This is a genomic window from Embleya sp. L77 (assembly GCF_055557415.1).
In genome coordinates, this window is record NZ_CM145709.1 from 2,090,846 (window position 1) to 2,107,992 (window position 17,147).

17 protein-coding genes and 2 riboswitches are annotated in these 17,147 nt (G+C 70.2%); of the genes, 9 read left to right on the top strand and 8 right to left on the bottom strand.

All coding sequences use genetic code 11. The annotated features are described in order from the left end of the window. Window positions 1-55 precede the first annotated feature (55 nt). The 5 genes from ACZOOI_RS08445 to ACZOOI_RS08465 all read right to left on the bottom strand — a co-directional run bounded on the left by ACZOOI_RS08445 (window position 56) and on the right by ACZOOI_RS08465 (window position 5,610). Window positions 56-1,825: an ABC transporter substrate-binding protein gene (locus ACZOOI_RS08445; RefSeq protein WP_465280133.1), complete on the bottom strand. Its 1,770-nt coding sequence runs from the start codon at window positions 1,823-1,825 to the stop codon at window positions 56-58. A 37-nt stretch (window positions 1,826-1,862) separates the two neighbouring features. Continuing rightward, the gene (locus tag ACZOOI_RS08450) at window positions 1,863-2,858 is read right to left on the bottom strand and encodes an ABC transporter permease (protein ID WP_465280134.1); all 996 of its coding nucleotides are present in this window, start codon (window positions 2,856-2,858) and stop codon (window positions 1,863-1,865) included. Window positions 2,859-3,167: 309 nt separating this feature from the next. Continuing rightward, window positions 3,168-3,896, bottom strand: coding sequence for an enhanced serine sensitivity protein SseB C-terminal domain-containing protein (locus ACZOOI_RS08455; protein WP_465280135.1), 729 nt, complete (start codon window positions 3,894-3,896; stop codon window positions 3,168-3,170). A gap of 236 nt (window positions 3,897-4,132) precedes the next feature. Continuing rightward, window positions 4,133-4,849 carry an enhanced serine sensitivity protein SseB gene (locus tag ACZOOI_RS08460; protein ID WP_465280136.1) on the bottom strand — a complete coding sequence of 239 codons (717 nt, stop codon included), beginning with the start codon at window positions 4,847-4,849 and terminating at the stop codon, window positions 4,133-4,135. Window positions 4,850-4,878: 29 nt separating this feature from the next. Continuing rightward, the gene (locus ACZOOI_RS08465; protein WP_465280137.1) at window positions 4,879-5,610 is read right to left on the bottom strand and encodes an AAA family ATPase; all 732 of its coding nucleotides are present in this window, start codon (window positions 5,608-5,610) and stop codon (window positions 4,879-4,881) included. 223 nt (window positions 5,611-5,833) lie between these two features. Beyond that, window positions 5,834-5,927: riboswitch (glycine riboswitch) on the top strand. After that, window positions 5,928-6,047, top strand: a riboswitch (glycine riboswitch). 240 nt (window positions 6,048-6,287) lie between these two features. Between ACZOOI_RS08465 and gcvT the strand changes: the two genes are divergently transcribed. The 9 genes from gcvT (at window position 6,288) to ACZOOI_RS08510 (ending at window position 12,934) form a co-directional block, all read left to right on the top strand. Beyond that, the gene (gene gcvT / locus ACZOOI_RS08470) at window positions 6,288-7,388 is read left to right on the top strand and encodes a glycine cleavage system aminomethyltransferase GcvT (RefSeq protein ID WP_465280138.1); all 1,101 of its coding nucleotides are present in this window, start codon (window positions 6,288-6,290) and stop codon (window positions 7,386-7,388) included. Window positions 7,389-7,518: 130 nt separating this feature from the next. Continuing rightward, window positions 7,519-7,893, top strand: coding sequence for a glycine cleavage system protein GcvH (gcvH, locus tag ACZOOI_RS08475; protein ID WP_391581302.1), 375 nt, complete (start codon window positions 7,519-7,521; stop codon window positions 7,891-7,893). Further along, a complete protein-coding gene (locus tag ACZOOI_RS08480; RefSeq protein WP_391581301.1) occupies window positions 7,890-9,194 on the top strand; it encodes a serine hydroxymethyltransferase in 1,305 nt (434 codons plus the stop codon). The genes gcvH and ACZOOI_RS08480 overlap by 4 nt, the downstream gene beginning before the upstream one ends. A gap of 267 nt (window positions 9,195-9,461) precedes the next feature. After that, the gene (locus ACZOOI_RS08485) at window positions 9,462-9,869 is read left to right on the top strand and encodes a hypothetical protein (protein ID WP_465280139.1); all 408 of its coding nucleotides are present in this window, start codon (window positions 9,462-9,464) and stop codon (window positions 9,867-9,869) included. A 103-nt stretch (window positions 9,870-9,972) separates the two neighbouring features. Then, window positions 9,973-10,584: a hypothetical protein gene (locus ACZOOI_RS08490; protein ID WP_465280140.1), complete on the top strand. Its 612-nt coding sequence runs from the start codon at window positions 9,973-9,975 to the stop codon at window positions 10,582-10,584. An 88-nt stretch (window positions 10,585-10,672) separates the two neighbouring features. Continuing rightward, entirely contained in the window at window positions 10,673-11,248 is a 576-nt protein-coding gene (locus ACZOOI_RS08495) for a Uma2 family endonuclease (RefSeq protein WP_465280141.1), read from the top strand. Window positions 11,249-11,333: 85 nt separating this feature from the next. Continuing rightward, window positions 11,334-11,456 carry a hypothetical protein gene (locus tag ACZOOI_RS08500; protein ID WP_465280142.1) on the top strand — a complete coding sequence of 41 codons (123 nt, stop codon included), beginning with the start codon at window positions 11,334-11,336 and terminating at the stop codon, window positions 11,454-11,456. Next, window positions 11,453-11,836, top strand: coding sequence for a type II toxin-antitoxin system death-on-curing family toxin (locus ACZOOI_RS08505; RefSeq protein ID WP_465280143.1), 384 nt, complete (start codon window positions 11,453-11,455; stop codon window positions 11,834-11,836). Before ACZOOI_RS08500 ends, ACZOOI_RS08505 begins: the two co-directional genes overlap by 4 nt. Window positions 11,837-11,923: 87 nt before the next feature. Continuing rightward, the gene (locus tag ACZOOI_RS08510; RefSeq protein WP_465280144.1) at window positions 11,924-12,934 is read left to right on the top strand and encodes a hypothetical protein; all 1,011 of its coding nucleotides are present in this window, start codon (window positions 11,924-11,926) and stop codon (window positions 12,932-12,934) included. A 147-nt stretch (window positions 12,935-13,081) separates the two neighbouring features. Here ACZOOI_RS08510 and ACZOOI_RS08515 read toward each other — a convergent pair whose 3' ends face one another. The 3 genes from ACZOOI_RS08515 to ACZOOI_RS08525 all read right to left on the bottom strand — a co-directional run bounded on the left by ACZOOI_RS08515 (window position 13,082) and on the right by ACZOOI_RS08525 (window position 16,799). Beyond that, window positions 13,082-13,861 carry a tyrosine-protein phosphatase gene (locus tag ACZOOI_RS08515; RefSeq protein WP_465280145.1) on the bottom strand — a complete coding sequence of 260 codons (780 nt, stop codon included), beginning with the start codon at window positions 13,859-13,861 and terminating at the stop codon, window positions 13,082-13,084. 211 nt (window positions 13,862-14,072) lie between these two features. Then, window positions 14,073-16,304, bottom strand: coding sequence for a glycogen debranching protein GlgX (gene glgX, locus ACZOOI_RS08520; protein ID WP_465280146.1), 2,232 nt, complete (start codon window positions 16,302-16,304; stop codon window positions 14,073-14,075). A 147-nt stretch (window positions 16,305-16,451) separates the two neighbouring features. Next, entirely contained in the window at window positions 16,452-16,799 is a 348-nt protein-coding gene (locus ACZOOI_RS08525; RefSeq protein ID WP_465280147.1) for a hypothetical protein, read from the bottom strand. Window positions 16,800-17,147: the final 348 nt, after the last annotated feature.

A 17,147-nucleotide genomic window follows, 5' to 3' on the forward strand; every position in this document is an offset into this window, starting at 1 on the left:
CACCGGAACTGACGGGCCTTCACCTCTCCTTCGGGCTACTGACCTCGTCGCAGGCTTACTGGATACCGATGTTGAGGTAGTCGTACATCCCGGAGTACGCGGGAGTGACGACCAGGTTGGTCACGTTCGGCGGGCGGTAGAGCAGCGACTTGGTCCACGCGAACGGAACCATCACCGCGGTCTCCATGACCTTCTGGTCCAACTGCTGCCAGATGGCCGCGCTCGCGTTCTGGTCGATCGTGCGGGTGGCCTGGTCGATGAGACCGTTGACCGCGGGGTCGTTCAGCTCGGACAGGTTCGTGCCACCGGCGGGCTTGATCGCCCGGCCGTCCACGATCTGCTGGAAGAAGCCGAACTGGGTCGGGAAGTCGGGGCCCCACTGCATGAACATGATGCCGACCTTGTTGTCCGCCACCCACTTGGGCACACCGGCGAACTGGGTGAAGTAGTCACCCGAGGGGTACTGGCGGATCTCGATCTTGATGCCGACCTTGGCGAGCGCGTTCTGCACCGACGTGGCGCCCGCGACCTCCTTGGGCCGGTTGCTGCGCGCGGTGAGCACGGTGCTGAAGCCGTCCGGCTTGCCGCACTGCTTGAGTTCGTCCTTGGCCTTGGCCACGTCACCCGTGTGCTTTTCGCCGTTCGGGTACATGTCGGCGACCTTGGAACCGGCCAGCGTCGGCGGCATCAGGTTCGTCGCGATGTCGGCGCCGACCTCACCGCCGACCGCGCGCTGCATCTGCGCCTTGTTCACCGCGTACTGCACGGCGCGCCGGCAGTGCACGTTGTCGAACGGCGGGGTCTTCGAGCTGATCGCGAGGTACGCCAGCGCACCGGAGACCGCGTCGTCCGAGTTCGCGGCCAGCTTCTCGTCGGTCAGGATCTTGTTCTGGGCGGCGGCCTGGACACCGGTGCCGACCACGTCGAGCTGCGCCGTGCCGGCGAAGAGCCGGTTGTCGACGTCGTTCGCGTCCTGCTTCTCCAGGAGTTCGATCCGGTCCGGCAGCGCCTTGCGCAGCGGGTCGGTGTTCGGGTCCCAGTGCGGGTTGCGGATCAGGTTGACCGCCTTGCCGGGCTCGTACTGGCCGTCGACCATGTACGCGCCGGTGGCGAGGGGGTGCTTGACGTACTCCTTGCCGGTGTCCTTGGCGGGCGGAACCGGCGCGGTCTGCGGGAGCGCGGCGAGGTAGTTGAAGTCCGCGAACGGCTCCTTCATCTTGAAGATGATGGTGTAGTCGTCCGGCGTCTCGATCGCGTTCAGGCCCAGCTTGTCCGGCGCGCTGTCCTTGTACGGGCCCTTGTAGGTGCCGTCCGGGTCCAGGTACTGGCTGAAGTACGCCGGGCCGTTGGGCAGGATCTCCTTGTCGAAGGACCGCTCGACCGCGTACTTGACGTCCGAGGCCTTGACTTCGGTCCCGTCCTCGTACTTGACGCCCTTGCGCAGGTGGTACGTCCAGGTCTTGCCGCCGTCCTCGGTCTTGCCCACGTCGGTGGCCAGGTCCGGCGCGAACTCGTAGCTCGCGTTGCCCGGGGCGGGCTTGAAGGTCAGCAGCGGACGGGCCATCAGCCGGGAGAAGTTCCAGGCCGAGGCGTAGTACATGTCGCCCGGGTCGAGCGAGTCGAACTTGTCCGAGCTGACCAGCTTGAGCGTCCCACCCTTCTTGGGCGATTGGTTGACGACCTCGGTGATGGCCTTGTTGCTCGGCGAGTACTTCTTCTTCGAGCCGCCGCCACCACCGCCACACGCGGTTGCGGCCAGCGCGGTGACCGCAACGATGCCGATCAGCGCCTGGGCCCTGCGCCTGCGAGTTACCGGGTGTTTCATCGCTGGTCGTGCCTCCTCGTGGGGACTTGCGGGATATTCAGCGGCTGCGTGGGTCGAGGGCGTCTCGAAGCCCGTCGCCGAGCAGGTTGAACGCGAGCACGGTGATGAAGATCGTGACTCCGGGGACGACCATGAACATCGGTGCGTCCTCGTACCGGGAGGTGGCGCGCGCGAGCATGCCACCCCACGAGGCGGTGGGTTCCTGCACGCCGACCCCCAGGTAGGAAAGGGCGGCCTCGAACAGGATGTTGGTCGGGATCAGCAGCGTGGAATACACCAGGATCGGACCGACCAGGTTCGGCAGCAGTTCCTTGAAGATGATGTGCCGGTCGGTGGCCCCGAGGCTGCGGGCCGCCTCGACGAACTCCCGCTCGCGCAGCGACAACGTCTGGCCGCGCACGATGCGGGCGATGTAGGGCCAGCTGAAGAAGCCGATCACGAAGATCAGTACGGTGACCCGGAGCGTGTCGCCCTTCAGGCCGAACGCCTCGCCTTGGAGGCTGCTGCCGATCGCGATCGCGAACAGGAGGAGCGGGAAGGCCAGGAAGACGTCCATCGCGCGGCTGATCAGCGCGTCGACCCAGCCGCCGAAGTAGCCCGCCACGGTGCCCAGTACGACGCCGATGACCACCGACAGGAGCGTGGCGAGAAACGCCACGAGCATCGAGATGCGGGCGCCGTAGACGATGCGCGAGAAGATGTCCCGGCCGTTGACCGGCTCCAGACCCAGCGGATGGTCCCAACTGGCGCCGCCGAAGCTGCCGTTGGGGATGTTCAACACCGGGTCGAGCAGATCGTCGTGGTACTCGGCGGGGTCGCCTCCGACGAAGGAGGTGATCACCGGTGCGAAGATCGCCACGAGTATCATGAAGATGATCACCACGCCACCGGCCATCGCGACCTTGTCGCGACGGAATCGGGCCCACGCGATCTGGCCGAGGGAACGACCCTCGATGCGTACGCCGGCGGACTCGGCGATCGCTTCGGGGTGCGCCTCTCGGGCCACACCGGTGGTCTCGATCGGTGCCGTCATGGATCGACCCTCCCCGCTCACGGATGCGACGGCGGCTCGGGATCGCCGATCCCGTCGCCATACCCGGCATTGCGATCCCGATGATCTTCGGGATCTGTCGTCCGGGTGAGACTCCTCCGTGACGGGGGTCACCAACAGGGGTCGAGGAATACCTTTACTGAACCGTGATTACGGCGACACGATTCACCGGTTGATCCGCGTAGATCGGTCACGAAATCACAACAAGGCAGCGGTTGATGACGTGACGTCAGTTTATTGGGGGCATCAGTGCCTGTTGCCCCGCTCCCGGCACTGTGTGCCGATCTTCGTTCACTGCGAGTTGCGGGCGGCCTCGTCGAGCATGTCGATGCCGATGAACGGCCGGGTGTGCTCGCGCATCCACGCGGCGACCGGGTCGAACGGATCGTCCAGGGCGACCGAGGACAACGTCAGGCCGGCCGGCGCGGCGGCCGAGGCGCGCGCCATCGCGTCCCGCATCCGTTGCATCGTGGCGGGCTGATTGTCCGTCAGGCGCAGGCCGATGACGAGGCGTTCGGGTCCGACGGTGGGTCGCACCCAGGCCCGGTGCGCGGCTCGCACCACCTGGGTCTGGAACAGTTGGCCGCCGAGCAGGGCGTAGAACGCCGGGTCCCACAACGTCGGTTCGCCCACTTCCAGGGGGCCGGCCATCAACCGGTCCAGGCCGCCGACGATCCGCCGGAGGTCGAGGTAGGGAACGCCGACACCGCCGCCCTGAGCGTGCGGATTCAGCCACAGGCCCCAGTGGTCGGTGTACAGGGAGGAGGCGATCTCGGTGACCGGACAGACCTCGAAGGAGCGATCCCAGCCACTGAGACGCAGCTGCTCCTCGGACGTGAACGCCGGGGCGTAGCGCCATCCGGCCACGTCCATGTTCCCGTACTGCGCGTCCGGGCTGCCCGGTTGCCCCTGCCACAGCAGCATCCACACGTGAGCGCCGGTGAGCGCTTCGAGCAACCGCTCGTAGGCTTCGTAACGCCCGGGTGCCACCTGGCTCAATGCCTGCTCGACCTGGTTCACGACGTCCTCCCCGAACCCGAACCGATGTCCCGATGTTGCGATGTCCCGCCGAACCGCCGTCCCGCCAACCCCCGAACCGCCGTCCCGCCGAACCGCCTTCCCGCCGGACCACTGTCCCGCCGTCCCGCCGGACGGATGAAGTCATTGCGACGAGTGCCGCGGTGCGAACGCCCCGCACCGGAGCGCGCCGGCGCGAATCGCGCGCGTGGGCGCACGGGTGTGCCGGGCCCGCGGGCTCAGCGCTGGTCGGCCCGCAGGTAGAACGGCTCGGCCCGTTCCAGCATCCAGTCCCCCACAGGATCCTGCGCAACGTCCAACAGCACCACGTTCACCGGCCACGGACATGCGGCCCGGCCGAGCGCGCGCTCCAGGGCGCCGACCGCGGCCAACCGGTCCTCCTCCTGCCAGCGGTCCAGTTCGACACCGATGAACAGGCACGGCGGGTCGGACTCGATCTCACCCAGGCCGCGACGCGCACTCAGCACCACCGGCAGGTGGGTGAACTCGGCGGCGGCCGCGATCAGGAACTCCATCGGCTCCTCGTCCGGCTCGTACAGCCGCACCCGCGCGCCGCGGACGCCCGCGCCGGGCAGCCGGGCCAGTTCCAGCACCCCCGGCGGCGGGATCGGGATGCCCACCTCGCCGCCCGGGTTGACCGCGATGCCCACGTGCGCCGGCAGCCCGCGGGCGAACTCGCGCATCGGCGCGACCGTGCACGCCATCGGGCCGGCGACCCGCCGGAACTCCTCCTCCGAGGAGAACACCGGCACGTACGGCCGGCCGTCGATCTCGGTGGTCGGCAGCGTCAGTTCGCTGTCCGTCGGGTCGCCGCCCTCGGGCAGCGGCACCCACACGTCCGACTCGGCCAGGGCCTCGAAGAGAGCCTCGGCCCGGGACGGGTCGCGCATCGCCGCGACGAGCGCGCTCTCCACGGGATTGGCCGGAAACGGCATGGTGGTGCTCCTCTGGTGTCCGCCGCAGTTTACGACTCGGTCGGCCGCCGCCGTCGGGACTGTCCGGGCACGGGGTCTGCGAAAACGATCCGGCTGAGCGCCCGGGCGGCCGACCGGTCGAGCAGTACGCACGAGGTGAAGCCGCCGGGCGCGGACGCCAGGGTGGGGCCCGCGTCCAGCCACGGCGTCAGTCGGGCGAGCAGTTCGCGCCACTCGCGGTGGTGCCGGGCGAACACCGGCGTGGACACTCCGCGACCGCGGGCGCGTTGGCCGGCAAGGGCCTGATGGGCGCTCACGTCCAACAGCAGTGCGTGCACCGAACTGCCGCGCCGCCGGGCGGCGAGCACCAGCACCCGGCGCAGGATCGGGTTGCGGCCGCTGTCGTGCACGACCACCGCGCCGGGGCCGCGCAGAGCCCGGGCCACCTCGCCGTAGTGCGAGAGCCGCACCAGCGGCCGATAGGCCCGGTACGGGATGCGCCCGGCGCGCACCGCCCAGCGCGCCCGGACCAGGTCCGCGTCCAGCACGGCCACGGTGGGCCCGGGGGTGACCACGCGCGCGAGCAGCGTGCTCTTGCCGGCCCCGGGCAGGCCGGTCACCACGAGCACGCACGAGGCCGGATAGGCCAGCACGTCCACCACCCGGTCGCCGATCCGCTCCCCCGGGCGATCGCGCTCCTCCCGGAGGTCGTGCACGGCCCGGGGCATCAACACGCCGCTCGTCGCGGCGCCGGTATGCGCCCCCGCCGAGTCCGTCTCCACGAGTCCTCCCCTTGTCCCGAACCGTCCTGCCTTGCGCATGGTGTCGCACCCTCGCACCCTCGCACCCTCGCGCGCGAGCGCGTGTCGGTCATCCCTCGAAGTAGGCAGCCTCCGCAGTCGCCGGCGCCGGAAGTCGGCAGTCCTCGGACTCGGCGGGGTCCCGGCCCCGGCGGGGGATTGACGACACGCGCTAGCATGCCGGGCACAACCTCATATCGGCCGTCGACCCCACGCGGAAGAGTCCTCGCCCACGAGCGGGGCGCCGAAGGAGCAACTCCTCCCCGGAATCTCTCAGGCACCGATACCGCATGGGTCAGGCACTTCTGGAAAGCAACCGCACCGCTGGTGTGGTTCACCCACGGTGCAAATCGCCGTTCCGCGCGCGGATGCGCCCGGAAGCGATGAAGCTCTCAGGTTCCGATGACAGAAGGGGAGGGCACCCCACTTTTCGATCGACTCCGATCGAGAAGGGCTGAAAGCCATGGCAGGGAGCCCCCTTTGTTGTCGTATTCACCGCATCGCCCGTCGTCATTCGCCGCACTGCGCGCCGGCACCCGCTCCTCGTCCGCGCGTGGTGCCTCGTGCGCGCCGACCGAGCGCGCGGCCGTACGCCATGCCCCCGACCGGCCCGCGCCCCTGGGGTGTTCCCGCCGGCGCCCCCTCGAAGGAGCCTTCGCATGACCACCGACCGCCGGACCCCGCTCGACGCCGTGCACGACGCGCTCGGGGCCACGATGACCGACTTCGCCGGTTGGCGGATGCCGCTCCGGTACGGAAGCGAGCGTGACGAGCACACCGCGGTGCGCACCACGGCCGGCCTGTTCGACCTCACCCACATGGGCGAGATCGAGATCACCGGTCCGGACGCCGCCCGCGCGCTCGACCACGCCCTGGTCGGTTTCGTTTCGAAGATCGGGATCGACCGCGCCCGGTACACGATGATCTGCACCGAAGAGGGCGGCATCGTCGACGACCTGATCGTCTACCGGCTGGGCGACGAGCACTTCGTGGTGGTGGCCAACGCCTCCAACGCGGACGTGGTCGCGGGCAGCCTGAAGCACCGCTCGGAGAACTTCGACGCCGTGGTGCGTGACGCGTCCGAGGAGTACACGCTGCTCGCCGTGCAGGGCCCCGCGTCGACCGCGATCGTCGGTTCGCTCACCGACGCCGACCTGCCCGCACTCAAGTACTACGCGATCCTGCGCACCGAGGTCGCCGGCGTTCCGGTGCTGCTCGCGCGCACCGGCTACACCGGCGAGGACGGCTTCGAGCTGTTCGCCGCGCCCGACCACGCGGTCGCGCTGTGGGAGGCGCTGCTCGCGGCCGGCAAGCCGCACGGCCTGGTGCCCGCCGGGCTCTCCTGCCGCGACACGCTGCGCCTGGAGGCGGGCATGCCGCTGTACGGGCACGAGCTGACCCGGGACACCACGCCGTACGAGGCCAACCTGGGTCGGGTGGTCCGGCTGGACAAGCCCGAGGACTTCGTCGGACGCGAGGCACTGGCCGCGGCGCAGGACGATGTGCGCCGGACCCTGGTCGGGCTCACCTCGCCGGGCAAGCGGGTCCCGCGTGCGGGATACCCCGTGGTGGACGCGGAGACCGGCGAGCGGGTCGGCGAGGTCACCTCCGGCGCGCCCTCGCCGACACTGGGCGTGCCGATCGCGATGGCGTACGTGGCCAAGGAGCGCGCCGAACCGGGCACCCGGCTGGCCGTGGACATCCGCGGCAAGACGGAGCCGGTCGAGGTCGTCGCGCTGCCGTTCTACAAGCGGGCCTGACCGAGGCGGCAGGGCGGCCCGACCCGAGTTCTGCGGTCGCGGCCGGCGCGGGCCCCTCGGCCCGGCGGTACAAACCATTACAAACCCACCTGAGGGACAGACCCCCCTCGATCGAATGGAGAATGGACCCGTGCACGCACCCCAGCACCTGCGCTACAGCAAGGAACACGAGTGGCTCGACGAGGCGGCCTCCCCCGCCCTCGTCGGCATCACCCAACACGCGGCCGACGCGCTCGGCGACGTGGTGTTCGTCCAGCTCCCCGAGGTCGGCCAGACGGTCGTCGCCGGCGAGCCCTGCGGCGAGTTGGAGTCCACCAAGTCGGTCAGCGACATGTACGCGCCCGTCTCCGGCGAGATCGTCGAGATCAACGACGCGGTCGCCGAGGACCCCGCCCTGGTGAACTCCGACCCCTTCGGGACGGGCTGGCTGTTCAAGGTGCGCATCGACGGCGAGGCCGAGGGCCTGCTGTCGGCCGACGAGTACGCCGCGTTCTGCGGCGAATGATCGAGATCGACCCGATCGAGGAGCTGACAACCGTGACGATCCTGGACCGTCCGCTGAGCGAGGTGGACCCGCAGGTCGCCGCCGCCGTCACCGACGAGCTGCACCGCCAGCAGAATACCCTGGAGATGATCGCCTCCGAGAACTTCGCCCCCGTGGCGGTGTTGGAGGCACAGGGTTCCGTCCTGACCAACAAGTACGCCGAGGGCTACCCCGGCCGGCGCTACTACGGCGGCTGCGAGCACGTCGACGTCGTCGAACAGCTCGCCATCGACCGGGTCAAGGAGCTCTTCGGCGCCGAGGCCGCCAACGTGCAGCCGCACTCGGGCGCGTCCGCGAACGCCGCCGCGATGGTCGCGCTGCTCACGCCCGGCGACACGATCCTCGGCCTGGACCTGGCCCACGGCGGCCACCTCACCCACGGCATGAAGATCAACTTCTCCGGCAAGCTCTACAACGTGGTCGCCTACCACGTCGACGAGAAGACCCACCGGGTCGACATGGAGGAGGTCGAGCGCCTGGCCAAGGAGCACCGACCGAAGCTGATCATCGCCGGCTGGTCGGCCTACCCGAGGCAGCTCGACTTCGCCGGGTTCCGCCGGATCGCCGACGAGATCGGCGCGTACCTGATGGTGGACATGGCGCACTTCGCGGGCCTGGTCGCCGCGGGTCTGCACCCCAGCCCCGTGCCGTACGCGGACGTGGTCACCACCACGACGCACAAGACCCTGGGCGGCCCGCGCGGCGGCGTCATCCTGTCCAAGGCGGAGTACGCCAAGAAGATCAACTCGGCGGTCTTCCCGGGCCAGCAGGGTGGTCCCCTGGAGCACGTGATCGCGGGCAAGGCGGTGGCCTTCAAGATCGCCGCCTCCGACGACTTCAAGGACCGCCAGCGGCGCACCCTGGAGGGCTCGGTCATCCTCGCCGAGCGGCTCACCCGCAAGGACGTCACCGACGCGGGCATCACCGTGCTCACCGGCGGCACCGACGTGCACCTGGTCCTGGTCGACCTGCGCGACTCGGAACTCAACGGTCAGCAGGGCGAGGACCGCCTGCACGAGATCGGCATCACGGTCAACCGCAACGCGGTCCCGTTCGACCCGCGCCCGGCCATGGTCACCTCCGGCCTGCGGATCGGCACGCCGGCCCTGGCCACCCGCGGCTTCGACGCGGCCGACTTCGAGGAGGTCGCCGACATCATCGCCGAGGCCCTCCTCCCCGGCTTCGACGACACCCGCAAGGCAGCCCTGGCCGGCCGCGTCACGGCCCTGGCGAAGAAGCACCCGCTGTACCCGAACCTCTGATCCCACCTCGCGGATCCACGTTCACCAGGACGGCCGCGGGGCCGGTGGGGCGAAATCCCCACCGGCCCCGCGGCCGTTCCGCGCTCGGGCCGACCCCCTCGGCCGGGCTTCCCGCGGGTCCGGTCGGGTTCGGGCTGCCGTTGCCGTGGGCCGAACAGGTGACGGAAATGCATCAACTTGTGGATATTGCCCACGCGGTCGGGTTCGGCAGGCTGGGATGGAGCTTGCGGGGGTCCGGTCCGACCCGATTGGCCAAGGTGCCGTCCCATGAGTGACTCGTCCGGCAATCCCTATGCTCCGCGCCTGGTCGCCGCCGGCCAGACCTTCGACGTGATCGAGGTCGACGCGCGGTTGGGCCGCGAGGTGGTCAAGCACCTGCGTGCCGCGGGAGTTCGGGTCGGGCCGGTGATCCACGACCGGCGTTGCGCCAAGATGGGCTTCCTGGTCCCGGTCACCTCCCCGGCCCGCACCCGCCTTCGCGACCTGCGCGGCCCCAGTCGGCACGGCAGCGGCGCATGGGTCACCTTTCCCCCGCCCCGCAGCGAGGCCGGGCCCCTGGTGTGGTTCGTCCCACCCACCGAGAACCCCATCCCCACCCCGCTCGCCGCGCTCGACGCCGCCATCGCCCGCGCGGCGGCGGACCTGATCGATCACGGCCACACCCCGAACGGGTGAGCCGGCCCCGGCAACCGGGCCGGAGGGGCGTCCCGGAAGCTCTCGCCGGCGGTGGGAGCGCGCCCATACGATGCGGGCTTCGGTCCGGAGACGGGGGCGGCGGATGGGTGTGGTGGGGCGCAAGGTCGAGGAGTTACGGGGCGAGGTGGTCGGGCATCTCCGATGTCGGCGGCGGATCCGGCAGTGGATCGCGATCGGGTTCGTGCTCGGGCTGCTGATCGGCGCGGGCCTGGCCGCGGGCGCGGCGGCGCTGTACTGGCCGGAGAAGGACAAGCCGCTGAAGATGACCATGCGCGAGTGGGAGATACCGGTCAAGGCTCCGGCCGTGCTCAGCGGGCCGGCCACGTTCACCGTGCAGGGCCTCACCTGCGGGATCGAATGGATCACCGGCACCCACGCCGAGCACTTCGCCCAGGGCCGGCTGTGTCGGGTCAAGGTCTCCATCGCCAACACCTCGCTGGCCACCGTGCACATCGCCAACCTGGAGCAGCGCCTGGTCCTGCCGGACGACAGCCGACTCGGCATGGACCTGGAATCGATGGAGATCAAGCGCCAGCTCCGCGAGTTCACCCTCGGCGCCTCCGACACCCTGGTCGAGGACCTGTGGTTCGACCTCCCCAAGGGCGTCTCCCCCACCGCGATCCTCCTCCGCGCCAACGCCGACACCCCCCAGGGCCGCGCCGAACTCCCACAGCACGACTGGTCGAGAAAGTAGAGCAAGCAACGGGCGGCGTCCGGTCATCCGCGGAGTGGACATCTCCGCCCGATAGAATCAGACATGTCCGGTCAATCGAAGGAGAGCCGTGAGCCTTCCCGCATTCGATCGCGTGTGGACGCCCGAAGACGTTCTGGAGATCCACGCCGACGGTTGGCGTGTCGAATTGCTGGACGGTGCGCTCATGATGTCCCCGGCTCCCTCGCGCCGGCACCAAATGGTGTCTCGGCGCTTGGCCATGCTGCTCGAAGCCGCCGCTCTCGATGCTCGGATCGACTGTGTCGTGTACGAGAACATCAACGTGCGACACGACAACGACTTCACCCAACCGGACGTCGTGGTGATCGACGGGGCCGCCGCCCGGGCGGGTGAGGAGTCCGGCGAGGACGACATCTGGCTCGACCCGGAGCACGTTCTGCTCGCGGTCGAGATCGTTTCGCCGGGACAGGCGGGGCGAGACGGTGTGGACAAGCTCGAGAAGTACGCGTCGTGGGGGATCGAGTTCTACTGGGTCCTGGAGCCGAACGATTCCGTGCTCGAGGGCTTCGAACTGCGCAACGGGGCGTATGCCTCGGTGACCCGAGTCGAAGGAGCCCATGCGGCGATGCCGCCCGCGCCGTTTCCGGTGACGGTCCGCCCCGACGAGTTGCGCCGGCTGCGCTGAGGGGCGGATTCGGGCCGGGGCCCGCGTCGTTGCGCTCCGGGAAACGGGCGGGCGGGGTCGGGGGCGGGGGTCGTAGGGTTGGCGCATGTCCGAGGATGCGCGGCGGGAAGCCGATGTGCAGCAGGAAGCCGCGGCGCGGGTCCGGGAGTTGGCGCGGAGGTTTGCCGAGCGGCATCCCGAGTTGTTGCGGCGGTTGAAGGAGGCGTGAGCGACGTGTACCTGCTCACCGCCGCCGACGCGATCGCCGTCGCCGAGGAGACCACCGGGAATCCCGGGATCCGCGACCACGCCCTGATCGAGTCGGGCGTGGCCCGCCCCGGCGCGTCCGCGTTCGGCGTCGACGCCTATCCCGACCCCTGGACCAAGGCCGCCGCGCTGTTGCACTCGATCGTGGCCAATCACCCGTTCCTGGACGGCAACAAGCGGACCGGCCTGGTGGCCGCCGTGGTCTTTCTCGAATGCAACGGGATCGACGTCGAACACCTGGACGAGGACGCGACGTTCGACCTGATCATGGCCGTGGCGGACGGTTCGCTGAGCGAAATCCGGCCGATCGCGGACGCGTTGCGCGCCGCGCTGCGCGCCTGAACCGGCGACGAAGCCCCCGCCGACACCCCCTAACATCGGGGCGAGTCGGCGCCTGCACGGGGGCGCGTCGTCGAGAAAGGCGTACTTGTGACGCAGTCCTTCCATCCGCCCGGAGCCGCCGGAACCGATCGCAAGGCGATGTTCGCCTTCGGCTGGATTCCACTGCCGAAGCGAGTCGCCGAGCGGTACTTCGTGCCCGACTATCGGCTGATCGGGCGCGATGTGACCCTGGAGCGGGTACGCGCGATCCGGTCCTGGCTCGGCCTCGGTGTGCTGGTCTGGATCGCGATCACCTACGGCGGCGGCGAGGACGCCGCGCAGGGCTGGATGACAAGCTTCGTCGCGTCCGTCTTCGTGGCGATCATCGCGTGCCCGATCGCGGTGGGCATCATCGTCGCCCTGACCCGCTCGGACGTACGGACCGAGACGCGCAAGAGCCTGATGTTGCCGCTGCGTTCGCTCGGCCTGTTCGTGGTCGTCTCGGCGGCCACGCTCGGCGGCCTGACCTCGCTGGCCTACGGATCCCGAAAGGTCAACGCGGGCGCCGACGTGGGCTCGTTCTTCATCACGCTGCTCGGTCTGATCGTGTCGCTGTGGGTGCTGCGCTTCTGGTTCCTCGCGGTCCGGGCGATCCCCCAGCACCTGTTCCGCGCCGTGGACGGACACCCGCTGCTGCCCGCGGTGATCGCGCCCTGGCTCTCGTGGTGTGGCGCGCTGGTCGACCTGGGTGACGACGGCGGCAAGGGTGCGCTGCCGACCGGCGTACGGCTGGTCGGCACCCTCGGCGGTCCGATCACCATCACGCTGATGTCGCTGTGGGAGATCCGCCGGGTACGCAGCCGCTACGGCGTCACCTTCCGCGGCGGACCGCACCCGACCCGCCGGCCGGAGCCGGTCCCGCCGCCGATGCCGCTGTTCCCGAACCAGGCCAACCCGTGGCAGCCGCAGCCCGCACCACCGCAGGGATTCTTCCCACCGGGGCCCTTCCCACCCGCCCCGCCGCACCAGGCGTCCAACCCGCAACAACATCCGGCCTGGCAGCAGCCGCACTCCGGGTACCACCAGCCCCCGCCGCCGTGGGGCCCGCCGCGCGGCTGACCCCGTGTGCCGCCGGGGATGGGGCGGTCCGGCCCGCCCCCGGCGGCCGGCATGCATGTCCGCGCGGCGACGGATGCCTCGGCACGCCGACGACGGCGCCGCATCGACATCCGGCGGCGCACCGCCCACCGCCGACGCGTCGCACCCCTACTGCGTCAACAACCGCTCCCGCAACCGCGCGACCTCCGCATCGGTCAGCCCCAGCCCGTCCCGCACGTAGCCCTCGACCGACCCGTACCGCTCCTCCGCCGTGTCGAACGCCGTGTTCAGGTAGTCCTCGTGCACGTCGAAGACCGGCTTGAGGTGGGCGGGGTCGAAGCCGCGCTCGGCGATGTGCCTGAGGATCTCGCCGTTCTTGTCCGCGAGGTGCTTCGCGCTGGCCAGATAGTCCTCGACGACGGTCGCACGCGGCACCCCGAGCAGGGTGAGCAGCACCGCCGAGGTCCATCCGGTCCGGTCCTTGCCCTGCGAGCAGTGGAACACCGTCGGCGCGTCCACGGCCGCCATCCGCGCGAACACGTCGCGGTAGGCGGTCCGGGCGCCCTCGGTGGTCACGAAGCGCCGGTACACCTCGCACATCAGGTCGCGACCGGCGGTGCCGCCGAGCAGTTCGCCCGCGCGGTCCGGGTCGGCGAACACCTCGCCGAACAGCTCGTCGTTCTGGCGCCCCATCACGTCCGCGATCAACAGCTCGGCGCCGTCCGGCACCCGGTCCGGCTCGCGGTCGCGCTCGGTGTCCGAGCGCAGGTCGATCACCAGACCGATGCCCAGTCGCAGCAGCGTCGCGGCGTCCGTGGCATCCACCTCGCCCAGGCCGTCGGAGCGGTACACGAGACCCGTGCGCACCTTGCGACCGTCCGCGGTGGCATGCCCACCCGCGTCACGAAAGTTCGGGGCGGTGACCAGGATCGGCGTCGGGGACGTCATGGTGCGCGGTCCTTCGCTTCGAGGAGATGCCGGGCGAGCGGATGCCGGACGGGCGGCTGCCGGTGGACGAGTGCTTCCACCCTACGTGAGCGTACGGCGGAGGATGTCACTACCCGTATCCGGCAATGTCGAGGATCGCCCCCGGCAGTCCGGACGTCTGCGCACGGCCATCCCGAGACCCCCGGGGCGGCGCCCGAACCGCGCCCCGCCGCTACGTGGGTGCCCACACCGCGTGCTCGACCCGCAACAACATCGCCGAGCGCCCGGCCAGCCGCAGTCCGCTGCCGCCCGCGACCGGCTCGCTGTAGCGCGCCATCGGGTCGCCCTCCAGCGCCGTGTCCAGGACCACCTCGTAACTGTGCGCCCACGGCTCGTCCGGCAGGGTGAAGCGCATCGGCTGCGAGGACGCGTGCAGGATGAACAGGAAGCTGTCGTCCAGGATCCGTTCGCCGTGCGGGCCCCGGCGGTCGATGTCCAGGCCGGACAGGTACATGCCCAGCGTCGCCGTCGGCGCGAACCAGTCCTTGCGGGTCATCTCGCGCCCGCCGGGCGTGAACCAGGCCAGATCGCGCAACCCGTCCGGCGCCACCGGGCGACCCGAGTAGAACGCCCGCCGGCACAGCACCGGATGCGCCCGCCGCAGCCGGATCAGCCGCGCGGTCAGATCGAGCAGCGGCCGCCACTGCGGCGAGTCCAGCGCCGACCAGTCCAGCCAGGACAACTCGTTGTCCTGGCAGTAGGCGTTGTTGTTGCCCGCCTGGGTGCGGCCCATCTCGTCGCCGGAGGTGATCATCGGGACACCCGTGGACAGCAGCAGGGTGGTCATCAGATTGCGGATCTGCCGCTTGCGCAGCGAGACCACGTTCGGGTCCGACGTCTCGCCCTCGTAGCCGTGGTTCCACGACCGGTTGTTGTCGGTGCCGTCCCGGTTGTCCTCGCCGTTCGCCTCGTTGCGCTTGCGCTCGTAGGTGACCAGGTCGCGCATCGTGAAGCCGTCGTGCGCGGTGACGAAGTTGATCGAGGCGTACGGGTTGCGCCCGTCGCGCTGGTACAGGTCGGACGAGCCGGACAGCCGGTAGGCCAGCCCGCGCACGTCCGGGTGGGCACCTCGCCAGAAGTCGCGGACCGCGTCCCGATACTGGTCGTTCCACTCCGTCCACAGCGGCGGAAACGCGCCCACCTGATAGCCGCCGGCGCCCAGGTCCCACGGCTCGGCGATCAGCTTGACCCGGGACAACACCGGGTCCTGGGCGATCACGGTCAGGAACGAGGACAGCATGTCCACGTCGTGCGTCGACCGGGCCAGGGCCGCCGCCAGGTCGAACCGGAAGCCGTCCACGCCCATCTCGATCACCCAGTAGCGCAGCGAGTCGGTGATCAGTTGCAGTACGTGCGGCTGCACCACGTTGAGCGTGTTCCCACAGCCGCTGTAGTCGGTGTAGTGCCGGCCACCGTCGGCCAACCGGTAGTAGCCGCCGTTGTCGATGCCCCGAAAGCACAGCGTGGGCCCGGCCGGTCCGCCCTCGCCGGTGTGGTTGTAGACCACATCCAGGATCACTTCGAGTCCGGCCGCGTGCAACGCGTGCACCATGTCCCGGAACTCGTGCACCTGACCGCCGCGCCCGCCCGCCGAACTGTAGCCGGCGTGCGGCGCGAAGAAGCCCACCGTGTTGTAGCCCCAGTGGTTGGTCCGCCCGCCGCGCAACAGGTGTTCCTCGGACACGAACTGATGCACCGGCAACAACTCGACCGCGGTCACCCCGAGCCGGACCAGGTGGTCGATCGCGGCCGGGTGGGCCAGGCCCGCGTAGGTGCCGCGCAGGTGGTCCGGGATGCGCGGGTGGCGTGCGGTGAAGCCCTTGACGTGCAGTTCGTAGATGACACTCTCGGCCCACGGGATCTTCGGCCGCCGGTCCTGCGACCAGTCGCTGTCGTCCGCCACGACCACCGACTTGGGGACGTAGGCGGCCGAGTCGCGATCGTCGCGCACCGTGTCGTCCCGGCCGCGCACGTGCCCGAACACCGCGTCGTGCAGTACGAAATCGCCGTCCACGGCTCGCGCGTAGGGGTCCAGGAGCAGCTTGGCCGGGTTCCAGCGGGCGCCCCGACCCGGCTCCCAGCGCCCGTGCACGCGGTAGCCGTACCGCTGTCCGGGGCGCACGCCGGGCACGTAGCCGTGCCACACCCGGAACGTCTGCTCGCGCAGCGGCAGCCGACTCTCGCGCAGCGTCCCGTCCGGTCCGTCCTCGAACAGGCACAGGTCCACCGCCTCCGCGTCGCCCGCCCACAGCGCGAAGTTGGTGCCCGCGCCGTCGAAGCGCGCACCGAGCGGCAGTCGGCGACCCGGCCAGGGCGGCGGCACCCGGCCGTTGGGCGTGGCGTATCCGCCGAGCACGCCACGCGCATCGACCTCGGGCTCCGTCGATTCCCATTCGAGCGTCACGGCCCGCCTCCCATCCCGGTCCCCAGGATGTTCCCGCCGGGCGCCCACGCCTACACGCCCGCGCCCGGATCCCCCGGACGAGAGCCCGTCCCGGTACGCCGCAGCGGAGTGACGATCGGCCGGGTCGGTGCGGCCGATCGGGTCTGCTCAGAACCAGGGATGCCAGTGGTGGATCGCCGTGGAGGTCTCGGCGATGTCGGCGTTGCCCTGATCGATCACCACGACACCCGAGTTGCCGTTGACGCCCGCGGTGTTGTTCTGATTCGAGGCCCCGGCGCCGGTCGCACTCTGCTGCGTCGCGTTGTAGTTGCCGTCCACGCCGCCGAGCACGTTCCCGCTGCCACTGTTGGTGGTGGTGGAGGTCGTGGTCGACGCGTTCGAGCCGTTGTCGCCGACGGTGCCGTTGCCACCGTCGGCGCAGGCGGCGCCGGCGCCCAGGAAGAGCAGGCCGGCGGCGAGCGGGGCGACGGCGAGAGTGCCGAGCTTGCGGTTCATGTGGATCCTCCGTGTGTCGCGGATCCGGGCTGGGCCCGGGGCATCCCATCAGGTGCACGGGCCGCTGCGGGGGGCGAACGATCCGACCTCCGAAGCGACTTCGTGTGACCAAGCTGTCGCAAACAGTGACAACAAATCCAGTCACATGGCCCGGCTTCCCTCGGGAGAGTGACATGGGAGCCCCGAACCCCCAACGAGCGCCGACACGGAGGGTTGCGGCCGAGGCGGGATTTCCGCCGATTCGGCCTAGAGTTTCGGCCATTGTGGCCGGATTTCATGGCTTTGTCGATGAACGGTGAGTGACCACGGCGTCGTTCCCTACCGGCCGAGCGCGGAAAAGCACGTCGA